This window comes from Natroniella acetigena (assembly GCF_023227745.1).
Classification (GTDB): domain Bacteria; phylum Bacillota; class Halanaerobiia; order Halobacteroidales; family Halobacteroidaceae; genus Natroniella; species Natroniella acetigena.
In genome coordinates, this window is the sequence record NZ_JALKBX010000008.1 from 1 (window position 1) to 21,245 (window position 21,245).

Consider the following 21,245-nt stretch of genomic DNA (forward strand, 5'->3'; position numbering starts at 1 on the left):
TGAAAACCATAGAAACCATATCAACTGTAAACTGTACACTGATATAAAGTGGCAAAGTGCCACTTTATATCAATTAATTGACTTTAATCATAAGATTACATATAATATATAGTTGAGCAATACGTAATACTAACCGAGGAGGATACTTATGAATCCTGAGACAATCTTACAAAAAGATCTCAATCAATTGGCCCCAGTCTATTTGGCTTATGGGGACAATTACTTAATCAAAGAGTTCAGTCAACAATTCATTGCTACATTCGTCAATCAAGAAATGAAAGATTTTGGTTGTGACTTAATCACAGAAAATAATGAAGACTTTATTTATAAAATTATAAATTCCTCCCAAGTAATGCCCTTTATGTCTGATAAAAGAATTGTAGTAGTTCATACTACAAATTTATTCCGCAAAAAAATGGAGCAAACCGATTCATTGATCAAATTGCTTGATGATTTTCCTAAGACAACCGTCTTATTATTTGTCAGTTTCAAAAAACCTGATAAACGGCTTAAATTATCTAAAAAAGTAGCTAGTATAGGAAAAACATTAGAATTCAAGGAATTAAAGTATAAAAAATTGGATGATTGGATCAAAACTAAAGTACGAGCAGAAGATTTAACTATAGGTTTTCAAGCAATTAAATTACTAGAATCGACCTTTAACAATAATCTGCAAAGATTAGATGCAGAATTAGAAAAGATCATTACCTTTGTTGGCCCTGGCAAGAACAGAGAAATTACCAAGCAAGATGTAGCACAAATCATCAGTAAAGATCAATTATTAAAAAAGAATGCCATTTTTGATTTTGTAGATGCAATTGGAAAGAAGAAAAACTCTCACGCCTTAAATCTATTAAATCAAATCATGACAGATGGTGGTTCTCCTAAACAGATCTTAGGAATGATTGCTCGACAGATTAGATTAATGATTCAAACTAAATCTTTATACCGCAAAAATTTAACAATTAAACAGATTGCTCGCAAATTAAGCCAACATCCCTATCCAATTGAAAAATGCTTAAAACAGAGTAAAAACTTCTCAATGCAAGGTTTAGAGCAGGGTCTTGAAGAATTACACAACACAGATATAAATCTGGTCAGCAAAAGCAATCCAGAACTAGAAATGGAACTGCTCGTATTAAAACTGAGCCAACTAGAATAAGAACTAAATGACCTTCAGTCATAGTCTAAGGTTAAGTTTAAGATTAAGTAACCCATTAAAGACCTTAAAAACAGAAAATCATTCACAATATTTCCTTTGAAAATAATAAATTTAGTTAGATAATAGCTATTATCTAACTAAATTCTCAAACACCTAGCTAGGTACTCACTGACTATGACTTTTTATATACTCAGCTAGTTTCTTATCTGTTTTACAGATATGAGCAGTTAACCATTCTTTAATTTGCTTGGTGATTTAATCTACTAATTCTGCACTTATCTGATCAGCAGTGAAAAATTCTATCTTTAATTGGTTGATCTGTTCAATTAACTGCTGATGAGATTGCTTATGTTCTTCATAGTGAGGATAATCATACTTCCTTTGCAACTCCTCTTCATCTGCAAAATGGGTATTCAATAGCCATCGTCTCAACTCCTCAACAAAATATTAATTCAAAAATTTTATAGTTTACTCACTTAAATAATCAATAATATCTCCCCGACTAACAATTCCAATCAAGCTCCCAGCTTCATCAACAACAGGCACCCGCTTAATTCCTAGATCAATCAAAATGGTGGCTATATCCTCAACTGTTGCATTAGCAGTAACTGTCTGAACATCTGTTCCCATTACATCCTCTACTTTGGCCCCTACCATTTTCTTAAATTCTTCTTCAAATTTCTTAAAGCTATCTAAATATAGGATACTATCCAATAAATAAATATAATTAGGCAGTTCAAGCTTCTTACCTTGCTGTATCAAGTCACTATCACTTACAATTCCTACTAATTGACCACCATCTACTACAGGCACCCCACTGATCTTATTCTTACTTAAAATTCGAGAAACCTCCTTGACACCAGTTTCTGGCGTAACAGTAATTACATCCTCAGTCATAATTTCAACTGCTGTCTTCATTTGTAATCCCCCTTTTTTATTACTCTAGAATTAATCTTACTTTTAGAATTCAAAGTTATAGCATTATTTATTCCTAAAAGGTAATCCAATTCAGATAAATTTATAATCAAATAAGCTCCTATTTAATATTTATATTCTTGATAATTCATTTATTTCCTGCTAATTCAAAATGAATTAGGTTATCAATTCTTAAAATTCATTGAACAAGATCATTAAATCGATTATCTTTAATAGCTATTCTAACTCAAGGGCTTAGATCTTACTTAAACTTAGACTTAACCTTAAACTTAATATCAATTAAACATCAACTTTAATAAACAAAAAATCAACCCCATAAATCAAGATTACAGGGTTGATTTGATCATTTTTATGCACTTACTTCTTCGCGTGGGCTATCTAAGAACTTAACTTCTCTAGCAATAATACCCGTTCTATATCTCTTTTCACCTGTCTCCTGATCATTCCAACTACTGACCTCAATACGTCCCTGAACTGCAATCAATCTTCCTTTTGATAAAAATTCATCGCACTGTTCCGCCAGTCGATTCCAAACTGTTACATAAATAAAATCTGTCTTACGTTTCCCTTCTTTATTCTTATAATCACGTTCCACAGCTACTACCAAATTTGCCCTCTTGCTATCACTTTCCATTTCAACCAGCTTGGGATCTCTTGCTAACCTTCCAACCAAATTTACTTGATTTAACATCTCTCTCAACTCCTTTCTCATGAGCATTATTATTTTAACCAAATAAAGTATATATATACTTTATTTGCATTAATTTCTGGGTTTATTAGCAACAAAGTTGTTCGGTCATAGGCTAAGATAACCGAACAATTCACTCTCCAATAAGTTAGTCGGCAAAAAAGTCTCCTTCAGGGTACTGTAGTCCAACCATCATCATGAAATCCCGCCACAGGTTGAAACCTGTGGCTCTTGCTCTTAATGAATTAATTAAATTTACTTAAACGAACGCAATAAGTTAAAACATATGGCTATGATATTTGCTTTTATCTTTTTAACGAGTTCACTGACACTGACACTTAATATATAGTTCAATCGTACAATAACAAATTAAATTCCATTATTTAAAGGATTTTCTTAAAGTTTATTGAATATGAATATAATAGCAGTAATCATTATTATTATTATTAAAAAGGAGTGAGCAGTATGTTATGGAAAGAAAAGTATAAGATAGGTATCGAGAAAGTCGATCAACAACATAAAGAAATATTTAACCGACTAAATAACTTTTTAAATGTTGTCCGTAATGACGAAGAGATGAAAAGTAAATTAGAAGAGATCGAAAAGACACTTGATTTCATGGGCCAATACGTTGTTGTTCATTTTGATTCCGAAGAAAAAGTACAGCAAGAATATAACTATCCCCATTATGAAGAGCATAAAGAAGTTCATGACAGATTCAAAGAAGAAATCATAAACTTTAAGCAAGAATTTGAAGCGGATAAATATAACGAAGATCTCGTTATGGAGTTCAGTGGTAGACTACTAACCTGGTTAATTAATCATGTTGCTGATGAAGATCAAAAAATTGCTGATTATATCCAAAAGTAATTAAAACAAAATCTTTAAAGGAGGAACTTAGATGACTACTGATTATATAGAACCGATCTTTACTGCTACTAATAAGGTCTTAAATAATATTCTTCAATTAAAAGAGATCAAACAAGGGCCAACTGCTGTCACTGAAGAGTTGATTGCAACTAAGAAGGTCAATATCTCTATTGGTATAACTGGTGATCTAGAAGGGGCTATTATCTTCAGCTTCCCCGAAGAGATGGCACTCAAGATAGTCCGAGAAATGTCTGGCATGGAAATAAAAGAGATCGATAAATTCGTCACCTCTGCTGTCGGTGAACTGGGCAATATTATCTGTGGTAATGCCCTGACAACTCTTAGTCAAAATGACTATTGCTGTGATATTACCCCTCCCCAAGTGATCATTGGGATTGATAATAAAATTTCACTGGCCAGTGAGGAGATCTCTATTATGCCTCTTGAGACTAACTTTGGAGAATTTGATGTTAACATCGGACTGTGCAACTGCTAGGCAAATAGCCACAGGTTAATTAACCTGTGGCTTTGGTTTAAAATTAAAATATTCTTACTTCACTTCCTTTCCAGATTAATCTGATATCTCTTCCTTCTCCTCTTCTCCTTTAGAAAAAAACCACATAAGCATACCAAAGACAATTCCCCCAACTGAAAAAATAGCCAAAGTATTTAAAAGCTCCAATACAATTTCATGGAATGTAATCTCTCCCAAGCTAGTTAAAATATTAATCAGTAGAACAAAACATCCGACAGGTAATCCCCATCCTATAATTCCCTTCCTGACTATAAAATATAAAAAACCTTTTTCTTTAATCTCTTCCCAAGTCTCTTCATCATAATCAAGGGTCAAAGTTTGACTATAATAATCCAGATAAACGAATTTATCTGTAGAACAGAGATAAAAGAGAGTTAACCACTGCTTCCATCCTACTAGCTTACTACCACAGAGCAATTTAACCTCTTCATCCTTCTCTAAATTTAATGTTATCTTCTTACTCTTACACCAATCGATCTTGACATAAATCTCATGCTTCCCAGGTGTAATTTCAATTATCTCTTCTTCTCCATCAGCAATCTTACCTTCCTGTTCACCATCAAGATAAATTTCATAATTCCTACCACTATTAACAGCTTGAGAAGTCCTCAGCAATTTTATCTTTGCACTACCTTCCATTTATTACTCCTTCCTGTAGTCAAAAACAAACTATAGTTTAAAATTTTAAACTTCTAATAATTCAAATCCAGTTTCAAGATCAATCTCTCTGCGAATTGATAATTAAATTCAAAACATCAAAATCAAAAGACTAAAAAATCAATAATCAAGAGCTATAAACTAATTAGATTTCTAATTTCACAATGTTTTCTTTTAACTAAGAACACTCTTTATTTAACCTTACTTGGGAATTTTTCGCCCACTGTAAGTAAACTCTTCCCGATTCATATCTATATAATTCCTTCCTCCTCTAGTCTTAACCTCACCAATTAAATTACCACAATTATTACATAAAAGTTTACCATCGTCAACCTTACCATAAATTCTACTGATTTTTTCCTCCCAACACTTTAAGACTCTACCTTGACCGATCTTGTTATATTTCAGAAGCTTATCCTTACATTTAGCACATTTAATGGTTAACATCTAACTTCCCCCTTTTTTCAACAAGAACAATATTGATTATGATTAATTTCTTCTTGATAATCAACTAGACACCTGCAAAAATTACATTAAATTGATATAAAGTGGCACTTTGCCACTTTATATCAGTGTACAGTTTACGGTTTACAGTTGACAGTTAAAAAATCATTAAATCTTAAATTCAAAACCTCTCTACCCCTTTAATTATAAGGGTTCTAAATGGTTTTAAATTTTTAAGGTTTTGATCTTAACTGTACACTGTTCACTGTACACTGTCAACTCAATTATGTGGCACAAAAGTGACACATAATTGTAATAAAAAAATAAAGCAGATCTCAAAAAATGAGACATGCTTTATCTTAATCTGATTATTCTATAACTTCATCTAAAATTTCTTCATTAGAAATCAATCCTTGTAAATCATCAAATCTCCCTTCAATCAATTCAATATTATCATCTGCTAACTTAACTAAATAATTCTCTATAATAGTTACTGTACCTTCTATTGCCGGATCTACTATATCGTTTGGATTAACCTCTTCAAATTTCCTAATCAATTTTTCTACCTCACCAGGGTAAGGACTATTAATTACTGCTAAATCAATATATTCCAACTCTAGAAGCTCCAAATATCTTACAAACTCTTCATTATCAACCGTTGCTGCTAAATCAAATAAGATCTTATACTCTTGCTCAGCTACAATTTCTTCAATCAAAATCCTCTTTTGAGGTTGAATCTCTATCGCATAAATCTTATTATCCCCTTCAAAATAATTTCTTTTAACTGCTTCAAATTCTATATCCTGTCTTAAAGAAGTTATCTTTTTTTCTTGAGGAATGAAGTAATATCCTTCTTTAGCAGGTCTGATTGAGACCTCTCCTTTAGCTACTTGATCTTCTTCAACTATTTTAGACCATCTACCTTCCTCATCTGTCCTCACTAAGCCATCCTTACCAATATGTAATGATACATCTTCAACTCCTAGTTCTCCCCCATCTATTATCTGACCAGATAACTCATACCTTTCCTGTTGTCTACAACCAGCGCCTAAGATAAGAAATAAACTGATAATTGCCATTATTTTAATCTTCTTCATACTTACTCTCCTTTATTTATTTTATAGTATCTACTTCTTATCTTAACTCAATTATTAAAGCTAGTCTATATTAATTTCTCCCATCTTTAACAAGATATTTTATCAACACCAGCTATTAATTTAAAATCATTTAAAGCAAGGGTCAATAATAATCTACAGTTGCAGTACTAAATCACCATGAGAAAATAAATGGTACAGGCTATCCTGAAGAGCTGAAAGAAAAGAAGATTCATGAATTTGGTAGAATTGTGGCTATCGCTGATATCTTTGATGCTCTAACTAGCAATAGATGTTATCGTCAAAATGGTCTGTTTATAAAGTGATAGATTTTTGCGTGAGCATAGCAATAATCACTTTGACCAAGGTTTAGTCAATAATTTTATTGATGATATTGCTACCTATCCTAACGGTACAATAGTTACACTAAACACTAGAAAAAGAACTATATTATAAATCACCAACCATACCATAAGTACTGATTCTCCTGTTTTATATATTTAAGACATCAATAAAGCATCACCATTTTTTTGAGACATATATTTAAAAATCAATCGATCTAATTCTCGACTTAGTTCTAAAGCTTCCTGCTGACAATCTCTCTTCATTATCAAGTCCAGCTCTCTTCTCTTCTTCTCAATCTGCTCTTTTAATGATTTCAGCTCCATTGTTTACACCCCTTCCTAGATGATTTATTTTATAATTGTAACATTATATATTTTAGAATGAATGATCATTATCATGCTTTTATATTATATAGTAATAACTTCCAAGTTTCAAATATGATTTCAATTTTTTCTATCACTAATTAAATGACCTCCAGTCATAGACTCAGACTAATCTTAGTCTGAGTCTATGCAGCCCATTTAAAAACAGTAACATTAAAAAAGACGCTCTAATCTTACCTGATTAAAGCGCCTTAAAAATTAAGATTCACTTTTTAATAGACTTAACCAGTTTTAGATAATTTTTCGGAGATAGAATCAACTATCAGAGCAATTGCTCCATCTCCAGTAACATTACAAGCAGTTCCAAAACCATCTTGAGCCATATACAATCCAATCATCAATGCTTGCTGAGCATCACCAAAACCAAGAATAGTAGTCATTAATCCTAAAGCAGCCATTACAGCTCCTCCTGGTACTCCTGGAGCAGCAACCATTACTACACCTAAACTCATAATAAATGGTAAAAATTCAGCCAAAGTCGGTTGTGCACCGTAAAGTAATAAAACGGTAATTGAACATAAGACTAAAGTAATCGTACTACCTGCCAAATGAATCGTTGCTGATAATGGAATTACAAAATCAGCTACCTCTTCAGATAAATCATTCTTTTTAGCACTCTTTAAAGTAACAGGTAGCGTAGCAGCACTGGACATAGTACCTAATGCTGTAGTATAAGCCGGTATCATATTCTTCAAACTTTTGAACGGATTACTACCGCTCCTTTGACCAGCCAATAAATATAAAAGAATTAAATAACCTATGTGTAAAATTATTACTAAAGCAAATACTTGCCCAAAGACTCCTAAAGTCTCAAAAACCTCCCCTGTAACTGCCATATCAGCAAAGACTCCCGCAATATAAAATGGTAATAATGGAATAATTACCTTTTCTATTACTAATACAATAATCTCCCTAAACTCATACATAAAATCTAAAAGTACATTATTTTCTCCTTTGATAAAGCTAATTCCTAAACCAAGTACAAACGATGTTATCAATGCTGTCATTACTCCCATTAATGGCGGCATCTCAATCGTTAAGAAAGGTTCAATTCCACCATTTTCTGCAGTTTGTACAGCACCATCAACTATAATAGTAGGTAATATACCGCTCCCAATAAAATATGCTATAACTCCAGCAATAACTGTAGATAAATAAGCCGTTCCCACTGTAATTCCTAATAGCTTTCCGGCCTTATCTCCTAGTTCTGCGATCCCTGGGACAATAAATCCTAAAATAATAAGTGGTACAATATAAATTAAAAATTCACCAAAAATGCTAGTAAGAGTATAAAATGACCTAGCAAACCAGTTAGGAAAAAATAATCCAACAATAATACCAAATAAGATTCCTAATAATAACTTAGGCAATAAACCAAGCTTATTCATAATATCAACTCCCTAAAATTTTTAATTATTTAATTATACATTAAATTGAACAAATTTTCTAAAAATCCTGCTTAAAATCAAATGTTTCTAAAATCACTTATAATGAGCCATACTATCTGCAGTTTGATTCCCTAATCTAATTTCTCCTAATCTTTCTCTTTTGAAATATCAAGGATTAACTTTTTTCGAGCATAAGATTATTTAATTTCAAACATTGATTTTCCCCTTACATATATTCAGTATAATAATTAAAATACCTTCTTTCAAAATATCATTTCATCTTCTTAAAAGAAATTCAGCCCTAATTTTGTAATTACAAAATTAGGGCTGAATTTCAATTTTTCAAATCAACCTTCTCAATAGAATTATCTTTTCCATCAACAAATAATAATTTATTAGCAAGAGTCTCATCTTTACCTAATAAAACCTTAACCGCCTCTAAAACCTGCAAACAAGCAACCATTGCTACAACAGGAGAGAAAGCTTGAACTTTTTCCCTAGTTTGGGCAATTTGTTCCTCAAAAATTTCTTGTAAAGTAGGTGTTTCTCCTGGAATAATTGTTGTTAACTGTCCATACCAGGAAGAAATTCCACCATGAATCAGAGGCAATTCATACTCACAAGCTAACTGAGATAAGTTGAATCTAGCTTCAAAATTATCCAAAGCATCCATGATCAAATCAACATCTAAAGGCAATTCAGTTTCTTGATCAATTTTATCAGTAATTGCTACAATCTCCGTTCCTAAATCAAAAGCATCTAAAACTTCCTTAGCTTTAACTGCTTTAAATTCTCCAATATCAGCCCTACCATATAATACTTGTCGGTTTAAATTAGATAGTTCTATTCGATCATAATCCATCAAATAAATCTTCTTAATTCCAATTCGTTGCAATTCTAATGCTTGATGAGTACCTAATCCTCCAGCACCAGCTATTAAAATTGTTGAATTAATAAGTTTCTCTAATTCATTAATTTTAAACATTTCGGTTTGTCGCTCTAAAAAATCCATCATCATCCTCCCCCAACCGGAGGAAAAATCCCAACTCTATCCCCATCCTTTAATACTGTACTCTTCGATCCAGATCTGCCATTAACCTTAATAATTAAAGGGGTTGTCTGGGGAATCCCAAAATATTCAACCACCTCATTAACTGTACTACCTGCTTCTAACTCTACCAAAACTTTTTTCTGATTTTTTGGAAAAAAATCCTTTAAGGTAGCAAATAATCTTACCGTTACTTTCATCTTCATCTCTCCTACTATTATTATCTTATAACTTATTACTAAAAGTTATAAACTTCATCAAGCTCCTCGTCAGTTATATCAAATTTAACATTATGAGGTGAACACTCCTCTTCTAAGAAGAAATCAGGTAAGCGATCATCTGAATTATCAAAACCAGCCCTAACATTGAAATCTCTTTCGGCTTTAAGGATAGATTCACCTAATTTAGTAACATCATCAGCAACTAACTCTATACCATACTGTGCATTAAGCATATCTACTACAGCCGGTAAAGCTACTTCATTATCTAAAATTGCAAAAGCAGCAAAGACACAAAGACCAGTACTATCTACTGCTGCAGTAGCTATTTGTAGATCTCTAGAAAGAGCAACTTGACCTTCTTTACTTAACGGATCTACATCACCACCAATACCAAGAATATTAGCTGTTACAGCATAGCCTGCTGTATGATCTGCACCCATAGTACTTGTCGCATAAGTTACAGCTACACCTTTAACAGCACGTGGATCATAAGCTGGAATACTTTGATTCTTAACTACTGGTACACGTGTAAGACCAAAAGCTTTACCAGTAAATCCAGTTCCGTTACCAATAATTCTACCAAGAGGTGTACCTTCACCTATTTGCTTTAAAAGATCAATTGCTCCTTCAGCATCACCAAATTCAATAATCCCTGCTTCCATAGCAACAGCTATAGTAGTAGACATTTCAATAGTATCTACTCCAATATCATCACAAATACGATCCATCATAGCGATAGCATCTATGTCATCAATCTCAGAATTAGCACCGAAGCCCCAAACTGTTTCATACTCAAAGCCGCCAGTTAAATAATTACCATCTTTATCATTATAAATCTGAGAACATCTCATAACACAACCTGGGTGACAAACATGAGCCGTTTGACCTCCACGCTCCTTGATAACATCAGCTATTGTTTCACCACTAATCTTATCTGCTCCCTCAAAGCGTCCTGTACGGAAGTTTTTAGTTGGTAATCCACCCGATTCATTTAAAATATTAATCAAGATAGATGTTCCATACTCAGGTAACCCTTCACCACATACTGGATGATCCAATAAAGCCTTAGCTAATCCACGAGCAGACTTCTTAAACTTGTCTTTATCAACTATAGAAACTCCTGGAGCATCAGTATCATCAATCACTATTGTTTTTAATCCTTTAGATCCCATTACAGCGCCAGTACCACCACGTCCACAATGACGTGTAGGACGACCTTCAGGGTCAGATACAGCAATAGAAGCAGACTGTAACTTATACTCTCCAGCCTGACCAATAGACATTACACAAACATCTTCTCCTAACTCCTCTTGTACCTTTTCCATTACTTCATAATTGCCCTTACCTAATAAATTATCAGATACGTCTTCTAACTTAATACCATCCTTATTTACCGTCATAGTGTAGAACTTGTTATCTTCAGGTTTCCCTTCGACAACAATTGCTTTTACATTTAATTTAGCCAATTTTTGAGCTGCTGTACCACCGGCATTAGACTCCTTAATAGTGCCAGTAAGAGGACTTTTAGTCCCAACAGATAATCGACCAGAACTTGGTGCATTAGTTCCCGATAATAACCCTGGAGCAATTACTAACTTATTCTTAGCTCCTATTGGATTACACGTTGGATCTACCTCATCTGCAATAATTTGTGAAGTAAGACCTCGACCCCCTAAAGCTACATAATCTTGCTTTACATCTTCAGTAGTAACCTTACCTTCCGTCATATTCACTCGATAAATTTTCATATTTACAACCCCCTCATTACTTAGTACAGTACTCTCAGCTAAATATTTTGTCTTCAATATTTTATTTCAGCTGAAAGTATCTTACTTTTCACCTATTAACAAATGCAATTCATATACCAATCAATCAAAATAGACTGATTTTACTTAATTTTAAATAAAATCAGTCTATTAATCATGATTTTCAAGCAATTCCACTGCTATATTCCAGCAATTTTAACATAACAAAATTTGAAGAATACTCTTTAAATTTTAAAAAAAACTAGATAATGTTAGATTTTAGAACAGTCCATATCACAGCTATCTGAATAATCCAATCATTTAAGAATACTGTTCAATTTTATAACGCCGTTATAAAATTGAACAGTATTAAAAATTTAATCTTATACTTCTTCATTTTCCAATAAAGAGTATTTCTTACTATCTCAAGATAATTAGCAATTTTATAGATCAGGCTTTGAATTATAGTCCCTCAATGCATAAAATTATTTTAAAACATCCTCTAAGCATTGAAGAGTATAATCAATCTCTTCTTCAGTATTAAAATAACCAATACTAAATCTTAAAGTTCCCTCTGGAAAAGTACCTATCGTCTTATGGGTTAAAGGAGCACAATGTAATCCTGAACGAGTCATAATATTATATTTATCATCTAATGTAAAACTTAGTTCTCCTAAATCACAATCAGTAACAGTTATTGAAACAGTAGCAGTCTGCAACTTAATATCCTTTGACCCATGAATATTAACTTTTTTTATTTCTTTTAAACCTCTTAAAAGCTTGTTAGTTAATTTTAATTTGTGACTTCTTATTTTTCCCAAACCCTCTTGCTTTATAAACTCAACTCCAGCATTTAACCCAGCAATTCCAGGAGTATTTGGGGTACCACTTTCAAATTTATCGGGCAAAAAATCTGGCTGATACTCTTTATCAGAAATACTACCAGTACCTCCTTCAATTAAAGGCTTCATCTGTTTAGCTGCTCTTTGACTAATTGCAAATCCACCCGTTCCAGGAGGGCCCATCAATCCTTTATGCCCTGTAAAAGCAAGTATATCCAAACTGAGTTCAGAAAAATTCAACTCATAAACTCCTGCTGTCTGAGCAGTATCTAATACAAAAAATAGATTATATAGATCAGCAATTTTAGCTATTTCTTTTATCGGTAGCAAAGCTCCAATTACATTAGAAGCATGAGTGATAATTATCATCTTTGTATTATCTTTTATTTCATCATTAATATCCTCTATTTGTATTAACCCTCTTTTATCAGCATTAATGTAGCTAACATCAATAATTCCTTCACTTTCCAATGACTTCAATGGTCTAATAACTGAATTATGTTCTAAAGTGGTTGTTATAACATGGTCTCCTTCTTGTAACAAACCTTTAATTGCATAATTTAAAGAGCAGGTTATATTATGGGTAAAAACTATCTGTTCTGGTGTTGGAACATTAAAAAATTGAGCTAAATTAAGACGCGCTTCTAATAAAATTCTCCCTGCATCTAGTGAAAACTCATAACCTCCTCTACCCGGACTACATCCTATATCTCGAAAATAATCTTTCATGGCTTTTACTACTGAACCAGGTTTATAGCGAGTAGTAGCAGCATTATCTAAATAAACTTCTTTCATAATTAATCACAACCTTCCTGTGCAAAATCATTCAATTCTAACAAAATACATAATTTATTATATCCTACGCTTTCTTTAGAAGTCAAGCTGTGATTTTTATTTATATTATTTATATTTAACATAAAAAAAATTGATGATATTTTTGATTTGTGTTATAATTCATACAGATTATATTTTAAATAGGAAGGATTGATAACATGACTGACAAAAGAACTATTATTTTCACTGGAGCTATAATTGGTATTTTAGCTGCTTACCTGATTCATCTAGGAAACCCAGGTAATATGGGAATATGCGTAGCTTGTTTTATTAGAGATATTGCTGGGGGAATGGGATTACACAGAGCAGAAGTAGTTCAAAATATTCGACCTGAAATCATAGGCTTCATTTTTGGAGCATTAATCATCTCCTTACTTAATAAGGAATTTAAATCAAGAGGTGGATCATCTCCATTTGTTCGTTTTATTATTGGTATGTTTGTAATGATTGGAGCTTTAGTATTTTTAGGTTGCCCACTTAGAATGGTACTTCGCCTTAGTGGGGGAGACTTAACAGCAATTGCTGGATTCCTAGGCTTTGCCAGTGGAATAATTATTGGAACTCAGTTTATTAAAAAAGGCTTTAGTCTTGGTAAGGCTCATGATCAAAATCCAATTAATGGTTATATCTTACCTGTTATTGCTATTATTCTTTTAAGTCTTCGGATCTTAAATCCAGAATTTATCTTCTTAAGTGAATCTGGACCAGGTTCAGCATTTGCTCCAATTATTATTGCATTGATTGCTGGACTAATAGTAGGTGTTTTATCCCAAAAGAGCCGAATTTGTATGGTAGGAGGAATTAGAGATATCTACTTGATTAAAGATCCTCATCTATTTAACGGATTTATTGCAATCTTTGTATTTGGATTAATCTTTAATTTTGCTTTTGGTAACTTTAACTTAGGTTTTGAAGGACAAATAGCAGCTCATAATGATTTCATCTGGAACTTCTTAGGGATGCTACTAGCAGGATTTGGTTCTGTATTACTAGGAGGATGTCCATTACGTCAGACTATTTTAGCTGGTGAAGGAAATACTGATTCTGCTGTAACCTTTTTAGGGCTATTAGTAGGAGGTGCTATCTCACACAACTTTGGTTTAGCAGGTGCACCATCAGGGGTAGGAACAAATGCTAAAGTAGCAGTTATTATAGGAATTATTATGGTTACTTTAATTGGTTCTTTAAACATCTATTTCAACTCAATAAAATATTCTCAGAAAGGAGAGATAAGTCATGGCGCATAAAACTATCGATACTAGAGGACGTAGTTGTCCTGAGCCAGTTGTAATGACAAAACAAGCACTTACAAAAATAACTGACGGTCAAATTACTGTATTAATCAATGAAGAAGTAGCAAAAGAGAATGTGACTAGATTTGTTGAAAGTTCCGGCTGTGAAGTAGAAGTCAAAAAGAATGAGGAAGAATATAAACTATTGATTACAAAGGGGTAATTAAATATGAAAAAATACACTTATATCATAACTTTTCCTTCTACTCACTTAGCTTTAAAATTTGAATCTATTATGAAGGCTAATAACTTAAAAACTAAATTAACCCCTGTTCCTCGACAGATAAGTTCTTCCTGTGGAATAGCTGGAAAGTTAGATAAGGAAAATTTTGAAAAATTGAAAAAGATGGAAGATAAAATTGAATATGAACATATATATTTATATTCTGAAGATAATAAGGAAATAAAACAGATATCAAAAGATCAAGGATGGGAGATCTCCCATCCTTGATCTTATTATAATATTTATATGACCACCAAATATTACTGACGATCTGTTACCTCTTGGAGAGTATTATAAATCTTAAATTCTTCAGTAGCCATCTTATTTTCGGCAAAATAATGCTTCAAATAATCCAAAGCAATATTTCCTGAACTATCTTCTAAATCAGGATCTGCCCCCTCCTGGAGTAAATACTCTATTACCAATTCATTACCATTATAAGTAGCATTAATTAAAGCAGTTCTCCCCTCTAAGTCCTGTAAATCAATCTCTGCCCCTCTTTGAATCAAGAGCTTAACAGCTTCTAGATTACCTGCTTTGGCAGCTTTCATTAAAGGTGTTCTCCCTTTTTCATCTTTATCATTAAGATCCACACCACTAGCTAATAAATCATCAATCTCATCGTCTACTAAAGAATCTGACCAATTTATCTGACTCCAATCTTTTTCAACCAAATCTTTTGGCTCTTTTTCAAGCTCTTCTATCTGCTCAGAATCTACTTCTTGTTCAGAATCTACTTCTTGCTCAGAAGTACTATCCCCAAATAAAGCACACCCCGATAAAACTAAAGAAATAATTAAGACTAATACTATTCTCTTATCATTTATCATGACTAATCAGCTCCTTAATTAATTTTATTATTACTATGATTCTAGAAACCAAAAACAAATCCTTCTTTTACATCAATAAATTTACAATAAAACAAGCAGGGTTTCCCTGCTTGAAAATATAGTCTATAGTCTATATTAATCAGTTATCTTAAATTTAAACTCTTCCCCTTCATATTCATAATCAACTAAAACCTGGTCACCTTCCTTGACCTGTTCATCAAGTAACATCAATGCTAACCGATCCTTAATATACTTTTGAATCACCCTCTGTAGTGGTCTCGCTCCATAAACTGGATCATAACCCAATTCCCTAATTTGAGTTTTAGCATCTACTGTTAATTCTATCTCTAGACCCTGCTTAGCTAACTTCTCTTCTAAATCAGCTAACTTAAGCTCAATAATTCGATTTAAATGATCTTTAGCTAAGGGGTGGAAGATAATCTGTTCATCAACTCGATTTAAAAATTCCGGTCTAAAATGCTCTTTTAATGCCTCAGCTACCTTCTCTTTTATTTCAACCTCCTGATCTAAATCTTGAATATATTGAGAACCAATATTAGAGGTCATAATAATCACTGTGTTCCTAAAGTCAACCTCTTTTCCTTGACTATCTGTTAAAATTCCATCATCTAAAATTTGTAATAAAATGTTAAATACGTCAGGATGAGCTTTTTCTATTTCATCTAATAAGAGAACGGCATAAGGTTTACGTCTGATCTTTTCTGTCAATTGTCCTCCTTCCTCAAAACCAACGTAGCCAGGAGGTGAACCAATCAATTTAGCAACAGCATGGCGTTCCATATACTCTGACATATCCAACCTAACGATAGCTCGCTGATCATCAAATAAATATTCAGCTAACGTTTTGGCCAGTTCTGTCTTACCTACCCCTGTTGGCCCCATAAAGATAAAAGAACCTAATGGACGATCTTCATCCTGAAGTCCAGTTCGAGAACGGCGAATAGCATTACTAACTGCTCTAATAGCATCATCTTGCCCTACAACTCGCTTAGACAACTCCTGCTCTAAATAAACCAACTTTTCTCGTTCTTCTTCCATTACTTTAGTAACCGGAATATCAGTCCACGAAGCTACTATCTTAGCTATATCATCCTCTTGTACTTCTTCTTTAACTAAGTCACGCTCTTCTTTTAACTCTTCTGTCCGTTGTTCAAACTCCTCTAACTTCTTTTGTAATTCATGTAATCTTCCATACTTCAATCGAGCTGCCTCTTCATAATCTGCTTCTCTCTCAGCATTTTCAGCAGCAATCTTGGTCTCTTCAATCTCTTCTTTTAAATCTTGAATCTTTTGTATACCCTCTTTTTCATTCTCCCATTTAGCTTTTAAGGGGTTTATCTTCTCTTTTAGATCAGCTATCTCTTGTTCAATAGCTTCTAGACGCTCTTGAGAAGCTTGATCTTCTTCTTTTTTTAACGCTTCCCGTTCAATCTCTAACCTTCTTAATTTACGATCCAATTCATCAATTTCAATCGGCATTGAATCTATCTCAATTCTTAATTTAGAAGCTGCTTCATCAATTAAATCGATTGCTTTATCAGGTAAAAAACGCTCTGTTAAGTAGCGATCGGATAACTGAGCAGCAGCTACTAAAGCACTATCTTGAATTCTAACTCCATGATGAATTTCATACTTCTCCTTCAAACCACGCAAAATAGAGATTGTATCTTCTAAAGATGGCTCTTCAATTATGACCGGTTGAAATCTCCGCTCTAAAGCAGCATCCTTTTCGATATGCTTTTTATATTCTGCTAAAGTAGTCGCTCCTACACAATGTAATTCTCCTCTTGCTAAAGCAGGTTTTAACAAATTAGCAGCATCCATTGCTCCTTCAGTCGCTCCTGCCCCAACCAAGGTATGCATTTCATCAATAAAGAGAATAATCTGTCCTTCTGCCTTCTTTATCTCCTTTAAGACAGATTTTAAACGCTCCTCAAATTCACCCCGATACTTACTTCCTGCAACCAAAGAACCCATATCTAAAGAGATTACCTTCTTTTCTTTTAAAGCTTCAGGTACATCACCATTGATGATCCTTTGGGCCAACCCCTCTACAATCGCCGTCTTACCTACACCCGGTTCCCCAATCAAGACTGGGTTATTCTTACGTCTTCGGGATAAAACCTGCATTATTCTTCTAATCTTTTCATCACGCCCAATAACAGGATCAAGCTTACCATTCCTAGCTAACTCAGTCAAATCGATCGTGTAATTTTCTAAAGCTTGATATTGGCCCTCAGCATTTTGGCTGGTCACTTTTGCTCCTCCTCGAACCTCCTCAACTGCTTTCCTGACTTGATTCTTAGCAATTCCTTTCTCTTTTAACAATTTAGCCGCCTTACTTTTGCCATCAGCTAAGATAGCCACCAAAAAGTGTTCCGTAGAGACATATTCATCCTGTAACTCTTTGGCTTCTTTTTTGGCCCGGCGCAAAACCCGAGCTAATTGTTGTGAAGTATAAAGTTCCCCCTGCTCAGAATAAACTTGAGGAAACTTATTAATCCTTTCTCTTAATTCTTCCTCTAGACTACCTAACTTCAGCTCCAACTTCTGTAAGATAGGTCTTACTATTCCATCATCCTGTTCCACTAAAGCTAACAATAAATGGGCAGGATAGACTTCCTGATTTTGATAATCGTCTGCTAGATGCTGAGCTTCCATCAAACTTTCTTGAGCTTTAATAGTGAAATTATCCATCTTCATTAATAAGCACCTCCAGATATATTTTTTCCTCTATCTTTAAAGCTTTATTCACTTATTAAGTAATTATTAGCACTCATCTTTATCGAGTGCTAATAATATTATAAAAAAATAAACCTTATTTGTCAATTATATCAATGAAATGGATACAATGTGTCAGTAGAGAAATTAATTTTACTGACACGGATCTTACGAGTCTTACAAACCAAGACTGTCCGTGAAAAACGTAAAAAACATATCGACGGAGACCTACCCTCACAAAATTGCTTTTACCGACACAGATTACAGACACCCACACTATTTTTATTTGGCTAACCAATTGACAAATCTGAAATTATGTGGTATTCTTAAGAAGGCTGGTAAAAAATATACTGCCAGTTGATTTTTTTAATTATTAGGAGGAATTATTTAAATGAAGGAACAAGGTAATGTTAAGTGGTTTAATGGAGAAAAAGGTTATGGATTTATTGAGCGAGCAGAAGGAGACGATGTATTTGTACATTTCTCTGCAATTGAAGAAGAAGGATTCAAGACTTTAGAAGAAGGTCAATCAGTAGAATTTGAAGTCGTTGATGGAGATCGTGGACCTCAAGCTGAAAATGTCGTCAAACTATAAATTAATATAGATTACGATGTTTACCAAGCCTCGGAATTTTTCCGAGGCTTTTATTTTTATCTAAAAATCAATTTTGACCCCATAAGTTGGCCCATACGTCGAAGTTGTTTCTTCTCCACCTAACATTCTAACAGCAGCTACCCCTTTGATTCCTTCAGCCAACTCTTTGCCGATTCCTAATTCAGCATCTACTATAAAATCTGAAATCCCAACTAAATTAGAGTTTATATCTAAGTCAAAATAGACTTCTGCTCCTTCCTCAAATTGACGCTCCATAATTAAGCCTAAGATTAAACCTCCAGTATCTTCTTCATCAGTTGGATCTAAAATACTTCCACTACTTGCTCCCACTTTAAGAGCCCAATTAAAATCTCTTTCTGCTTCTTGTAATCCCTCTGGTATAAATTGATATTCTATGCTGGCTACCCCAGAACCTTCTCCTCCATAAGGCGCTGTAAAACTGAGACCATATCCTGAATAGTCATTGACCCCATAACCCAAATCGACCGTAATAAAATCACCTTGATCTGCTTCAAATCGTAATACCTGCACTCTATAAACATCCTCTCCTAAATTTAAGGTTGAAGCCAAAATATTACTGCTACTTAATAGTAAAATTAAAGAAACTAAAATAGATACTTTTGCTGATTTCATTAATTTTCTCCTCCACATTTTAAAATTATTCCTCTAAGTATATATTCTTGCTTAAGCTTCTTTTTCCTGCATCATTTATCTTAGAACCCCTTAACTAACTAAAACTGACATTAAATTAATTATAAACAAGGAACTTACTCAATTATCTAGAATACTACTTATAGATATCAAGGAGAGATTATAAAATAAATTAGCTAGTCTTAGTATTTTAAGCCTTAATCAGTGCCAAGCTTTTCTATTATTCATCTTTACATATCTAACTATTCATCAAACTACGATTCAGAAAGAAGGGAGCTAAAATAATGATTAAACACCAGAAGTCAACTCTATTATTAGTTATATTATTAATATTTATCTTTTCGACAACTGCATCTGCTACTTTTACAACGGGAGAAGGGAACCGAACCTATAAAATAGACAGTTTTCGAGTTGATCCACAATTAAGATTACAATCATTCTTAGTAGGAGTAGGAATCAATGACCAGACTGCTCTTAACTTTAAATTAACTGCTTTTAATGATGAGGAACAGCCAATAGATTTTATTTATCCAGGACAGAATTTTAAAGAAGGTTACTCTTTCTATCCAACAGAAGGGCCAATATTTGATGTGATGGTACAATACATCCCACGCCATAGCTTGTTTGTCACTGAATCTAGTCTGAATGCTGTCCAAGCAGGCTTTAAAAATTACCGAGGAGATATTTTAGATGAGGATGGAGATAGACCTACTAATTTAGAAAACAGCATAAATCAAACCTATTTCGTAGTTGGAATATTGAGCCGTTCTCGCTGGGATGATCATAATCTATTCTCTGATCTCAACATAGCTTATGATCCTGATCTAGAACGTGGTGGCTTCCTTTTCGATAGTCAAATTGGGATGGAATTTAATTTAAGAAGTAATTTCAGAGGTCAAATCAGCTATCGTGCCATAGGAACACTTAATGGTAGTGCAAGCGGAGTTTCATTGGGATTAAAAGTTGATTATTAAAAAGAAGATTAGCCAAGCTAATCTTCTTTTTTCTTTTCTCTTCAACTTTGTTGCATAATTATCCTTCCACCTGCTAAAAATATTAGAAGATAAAATATTTAGTCGTAGGACGCTTTACAAAGATGGAGTCAATTGTCAATTAGACGGGAGCAGAACAATTTAGCTATCTGCGAAGCATTATAATAACAGGCTTTTTTAGCAAATGGTTTTTATTACGAAAGGTCTGATAAGACCTGTAGAAAGAGTACTAATAGATTATAAGGAGGGTAGCTTTTTTATGGATAGAACATATAAGGGCTTATTTGCTGGAACAATCAGTGCCATCATTATGAACTCAATTAATTTAACTTTTTTTTATGTCTTTAATTTAACAGAAATTCGCTTCATTGATTGGACAGGTCTTGTCATGCTCGGTCGTATCCCTGATAATACTTTTGAAATAGTTTATATCTTAATCATTCAAATCTTTTGGACTGGTTCTTTGGGTATTTTTTTCTGCCTCTTAATCCCTCATTTAAGCTCACAAGGAAATATTGTAAAGGGCGGTCTATATGCCTTTTTACTTACTTTTATTTTTCGTTCAGTTGTCATTCTTTATGATATCGCCCCCCTTAATAATATCTCAACAACAACTAGTTTGATAAATGTAACTTCCGCTTTTCTGTGGGGATTAATTTTAGCATTAATTTTACAAAGACTAGAACATAAAAAAGAATAATTTTAAA

General features: G+C 33.3%; 25 protein-coding genes. 10 read left to right on the forward strand and 15 right to left on the reverse strand.

Features of this window, described 5'->3' with window-relative positions; all coding sequences use genetic code 11:
* Positions 1–148 precede the first annotated feature (148 nt).
* Positions 149–1,162, forward strand: a complete 1,014-nt coding sequence (gene holA / locus MWH25_RS03250) for a DNA polymerase III subunit delta (RefSeq protein WP_248625750.1) — start codon at positions 149–151, stop codon at positions 1,160–1,162.
* A gap of 255 nt (positions 1,163–1,417) precedes the next feature.
* Here holA and MWH25_RS03255 read toward each other — a convergent pair whose 3' ends face one another.
* The 3 genes from MWH25_RS03255 to MWH25_RS03265 form a co-directional block, all read right to left on the reverse strand.
* Positions 1,418–1,579, reverse strand: a complete 162-nt coding sequence (locus tag MWH25_RS03255) for a hypothetical protein (RefSeq protein ID WP_248625752.1) — start codon at positions 1,577–1,579, stop codon at positions 1,418–1,420.
* A 51-nt stretch (positions 1,580–1,630) separates the two neighbouring features.
* Positions 1,631–2,080: a CBS domain-containing protein gene (locus MWH25_RS03260; protein ID WP_248625754.1), complete on the reverse strand. Its 450-nt coding sequence runs from the start codon at positions 2,078–2,080 to the stop codon at positions 1,631–1,633.
* Between the two features lie 367 nt (positions 2,081–2,447).
* Positions 2,448–2,789: a single-stranded DNA-binding protein gene (locus tag MWH25_RS03265; protein WP_248625756.1), complete on the reverse strand. Its 342-nt coding sequence runs from the start codon at positions 2,787–2,789 to the stop codon at positions 2,448–2,450.
* 462 nt (positions 2,790–3,251) lie between these two features.
* Here MWH25_RS03265 and MWH25_RS03270 point away from each other — a divergent pair, with 462 nt between their 5' ends.
* Together MWH25_RS03270 and MWH25_RS03275 are read left to right on the forward strand one after the other, a co-directional pair.
* Positions 3,252–3,656, forward strand: a complete 405-nt coding sequence (locus MWH25_RS03270; protein WP_248625882.1) for a bacteriohemerythrin — start codon at positions 3,252–3,254, stop codon at positions 3,654–3,656.
* A gap of 31 nt (positions 3,657–3,687) precedes the next feature.
* The gene (locus tag MWH25_RS03275) at positions 3,688–4,152 is read left to right on the forward strand and encodes a chemotaxis protein CheX (protein WP_248625758.1); all 465 of its coding nucleotides are present in this window, start codon (positions 3,688–3,690) and stop codon (positions 4,150–4,152) included.
* A 75-nt stretch (positions 4,153–4,227) separates the two neighbouring features.
* Here the strand turns inward: MWH25_RS03275 and MWH25_RS03280 are convergent, their stop codons facing one another.
* The 3 genes from MWH25_RS03280 to MWH25_RS03290 all read right to left on the reverse strand — a co-directional run bounded on the left by MWH25_RS03280 (position 4,228) and on the right by MWH25_RS03290 (position 6,389).
* The gene (locus tag MWH25_RS03280; RefSeq protein WP_248625760.1) at positions 4,228–4,830 is read right to left on the reverse strand and encodes a hypothetical protein; all 603 of its coding nucleotides are present in this window, start codon (positions 4,828–4,830) and stop codon (positions 4,228–4,230) included.
* A 219-nt stretch (positions 4,831–5,049) separates the two neighbouring features.
* Complete coding sequence (locus tag MWH25_RS03285) at positions 5,050–5,295, reverse strand: hypothetical protein (RefSeq protein WP_248625762.1); 246 nt, start codon at positions 5,293–5,295, stop codon at positions 5,050–5,052.
* A 365-nt stretch (positions 5,296–5,660) separates the two neighbouring features.
* On the reverse strand, positions 5,661–6,389 hold the full coding sequence (locus tag MWH25_RS03290; protein ID WP_248625764.1) for a hypothetical protein: 729 nt from the start codon (positions 6,387–6,389) through the stop codon (positions 5,661–5,663).
* A gap of 212 nt (positions 6,390–6,601) precedes the next feature.
* Here MWH25_RS03290 and MWH25_RS03295 point away from each other — a divergent pair, with 212 nt between their 5' ends.
* Positions 6,602–6,712, forward strand: coding sequence for a hypothetical protein (locus MWH25_RS03295; RefSeq protein ID WP_428832790.1), 111 nt, complete (start codon positions 6,602–6,604; stop codon positions 6,710–6,712).
* Between the two features lie 174 nt (positions 6,713–6,886).
* Here MWH25_RS03295 and MWH25_RS03300 read toward each other — a convergent pair whose 3' ends face one another.
* From MWH25_RS03300 to MWH25_RS03325, 6 genes are all read right to left on the reverse strand, one after another.
* Entirely contained in the window at positions 6,887–7,054 is a 168-nt protein-coding gene (locus MWH25_RS03300) for an aspartyl-phosphate phosphatase Spo0E family protein (RefSeq protein WP_248625766.1), read from the reverse strand.
* Between the two features lie 281 nt (positions 7,055–7,335).
* Positions 7,336–8,502: a dicarboxylate/amino acid:cation symporter gene (locus tag MWH25_RS03305; protein ID WP_248625768.1), complete on the reverse strand. Its 1,167-nt coding sequence runs from the start codon at positions 8,500–8,502 to the stop codon at positions 7,336–7,338.
* 334 nt (positions 8,503–8,836) lie between these two features.
* Positions 8,837–9,514, reverse strand: coding sequence for a HesA/MoeB/ThiF family protein (locus MWH25_RS03310; protein WP_248625770.1), 678 nt, complete (start codon positions 9,512–9,514; stop codon positions 8,837–8,839).
* Positions 9,515–9,516: 2 nt separating this feature from the next.
* On the reverse strand, positions 9,517–9,750 hold the full coding sequence (locus tag MWH25_RS03315; protein WP_248625772.1) for a MoaD/ThiS family protein: 234 nt from the start codon (positions 9,748–9,750) through the stop codon (positions 9,517–9,519).
* 38 nt (positions 9,751–9,788) lie between these two features.
* Positions 9,789–11,519 carry an aldehyde ferredoxin oxidoreductase family protein gene (locus MWH25_RS03320; RefSeq protein WP_248625774.1) on the reverse strand — a complete coding sequence of 577 codons (1,731 nt, stop codon included), beginning with the start codon at positions 11,517–11,519 and terminating at the stop codon, positions 9,789–9,791.
* Positions 11,520–12,001: 482 nt separating this feature from the next.
* Positions 12,002–13,153 (reverse strand): aminotransferase class V-fold PLP-dependent enzyme, encoded by a 1,152-nt coding sequence (locus tag MWH25_RS03325; protein ID WP_248625776.1) that lies wholly within the window; start codon positions 13,151–13,153, stop codon positions 12,002–12,004.
* Between the two features lie 197 nt (positions 13,154–13,350).
* Between MWH25_RS03325 and yedE the strand changes: the two genes are divergently transcribed.
* From yedE to MWH25_RS03340, 3 genes are read left to right on the forward strand one after another with little or no spacing between them, the layout of a single operon-like run.
* A complete protein-coding gene (yedE, locus tag MWH25_RS03330) occupies positions 13,351–14,439 on the forward strand; it encodes a YedE family putative selenium transporter (protein ID WP_248625778.1) in 1,089 nt (362 codons plus the stop codon).
* Positions 14,429–14,647 carry a sulfurtransferase TusA family protein gene (locus tag MWH25_RS03335; RefSeq protein ID WP_248625780.1) on the forward strand — a complete coding sequence of 73 codons (219 nt, stop codon included), beginning with the start codon at positions 14,429–14,431 and terminating at the stop codon, positions 14,645–14,647. Before yedE ends, MWH25_RS03335 begins: the two co-directional genes overlap by 11 nt.
* A 6-nt stretch (positions 14,648–14,653) precedes the next feature.
* Complete coding sequence (locus tag MWH25_RS03340; protein WP_248625782.1) at positions 14,654–14,935, forward strand: putative Se/S carrier protein; 282 nt, start codon at positions 14,654–14,656, stop codon at positions 14,933–14,935.
* A 32-nt stretch (positions 14,936–14,967) separates the two neighbouring features.
* Here the strand turns inward: MWH25_RS03340 and MWH25_RS03345 are convergent, their stop codons facing one another.
* Both MWH25_RS03345 and clpB read right to left on the reverse strand, forming a co-directional pair.
* Entirely contained in the window at positions 14,968–15,537 is a 570-nt protein-coding gene (locus MWH25_RS03345; protein ID WP_248625784.1) for an ankyrin repeat domain-containing protein, read from the reverse strand.
* 135 nt (positions 15,538–15,672) lie between these two features.
* Positions 15,673–18,261 (reverse strand): ATP-dependent chaperone ClpB, encoded by a 2,589-nt coding sequence (clpB, locus tag MWH25_RS03350; RefSeq protein ID WP_248625786.1) that lies wholly within the window; start codon positions 18,259–18,261, stop codon positions 15,673–15,675.
* A gap of 409 nt (positions 18,262–18,670) precedes the next feature.
* On the opposite strand from clpB, the gene MWH25_RS03355 reads away from it, so the two are divergent.
* Positions 18,671–18,874 (forward strand): cold-shock protein, encoded by a 204-nt coding sequence (locus MWH25_RS03355; protein ID WP_248625788.1) that lies wholly within the window; start codon positions 18,671–18,673, stop codon positions 18,872–18,874.
* Positions 18,875–18,934: 60 nt separating this feature from the next.
* On the opposite strand, the gene MWH25_RS03360 is transcribed toward MWH25_RS03355, so the two are convergent.
* Complete coding sequence (locus MWH25_RS03360; protein WP_248625790.1) at positions 18,935–19,528, reverse strand: hypothetical protein; 594 nt, start codon at positions 19,526–19,528, stop codon at positions 18,935–18,937.
* Positions 19,529–19,830: 302 nt separating this feature from the next.
* On the opposite strand from MWH25_RS03360, the gene MWH25_RS03365 reads away from it, so the two are divergent.
* Together MWH25_RS03365 and MWH25_RS03370 are read left to right on the forward strand one after the other, a co-directional pair.
* Positions 19,831–20,520, forward strand: a complete 690-nt coding sequence (locus tag MWH25_RS03365; RefSeq protein WP_248625792.1) for a hypothetical protein — start codon at positions 19,831–19,833, stop codon at positions 20,518–20,520.
* A gap of 277 nt (positions 20,521–20,797) precedes the next feature.
* Positions 20,798–21,238, forward strand: coding sequence for a hypothetical protein (locus tag MWH25_RS03370; protein ID WP_248625794.1), 441 nt, complete (start codon positions 20,798–20,800; stop codon positions 21,236–21,238).
* Positions 21,239–21,245 lie beyond the last annotated feature (7 nt).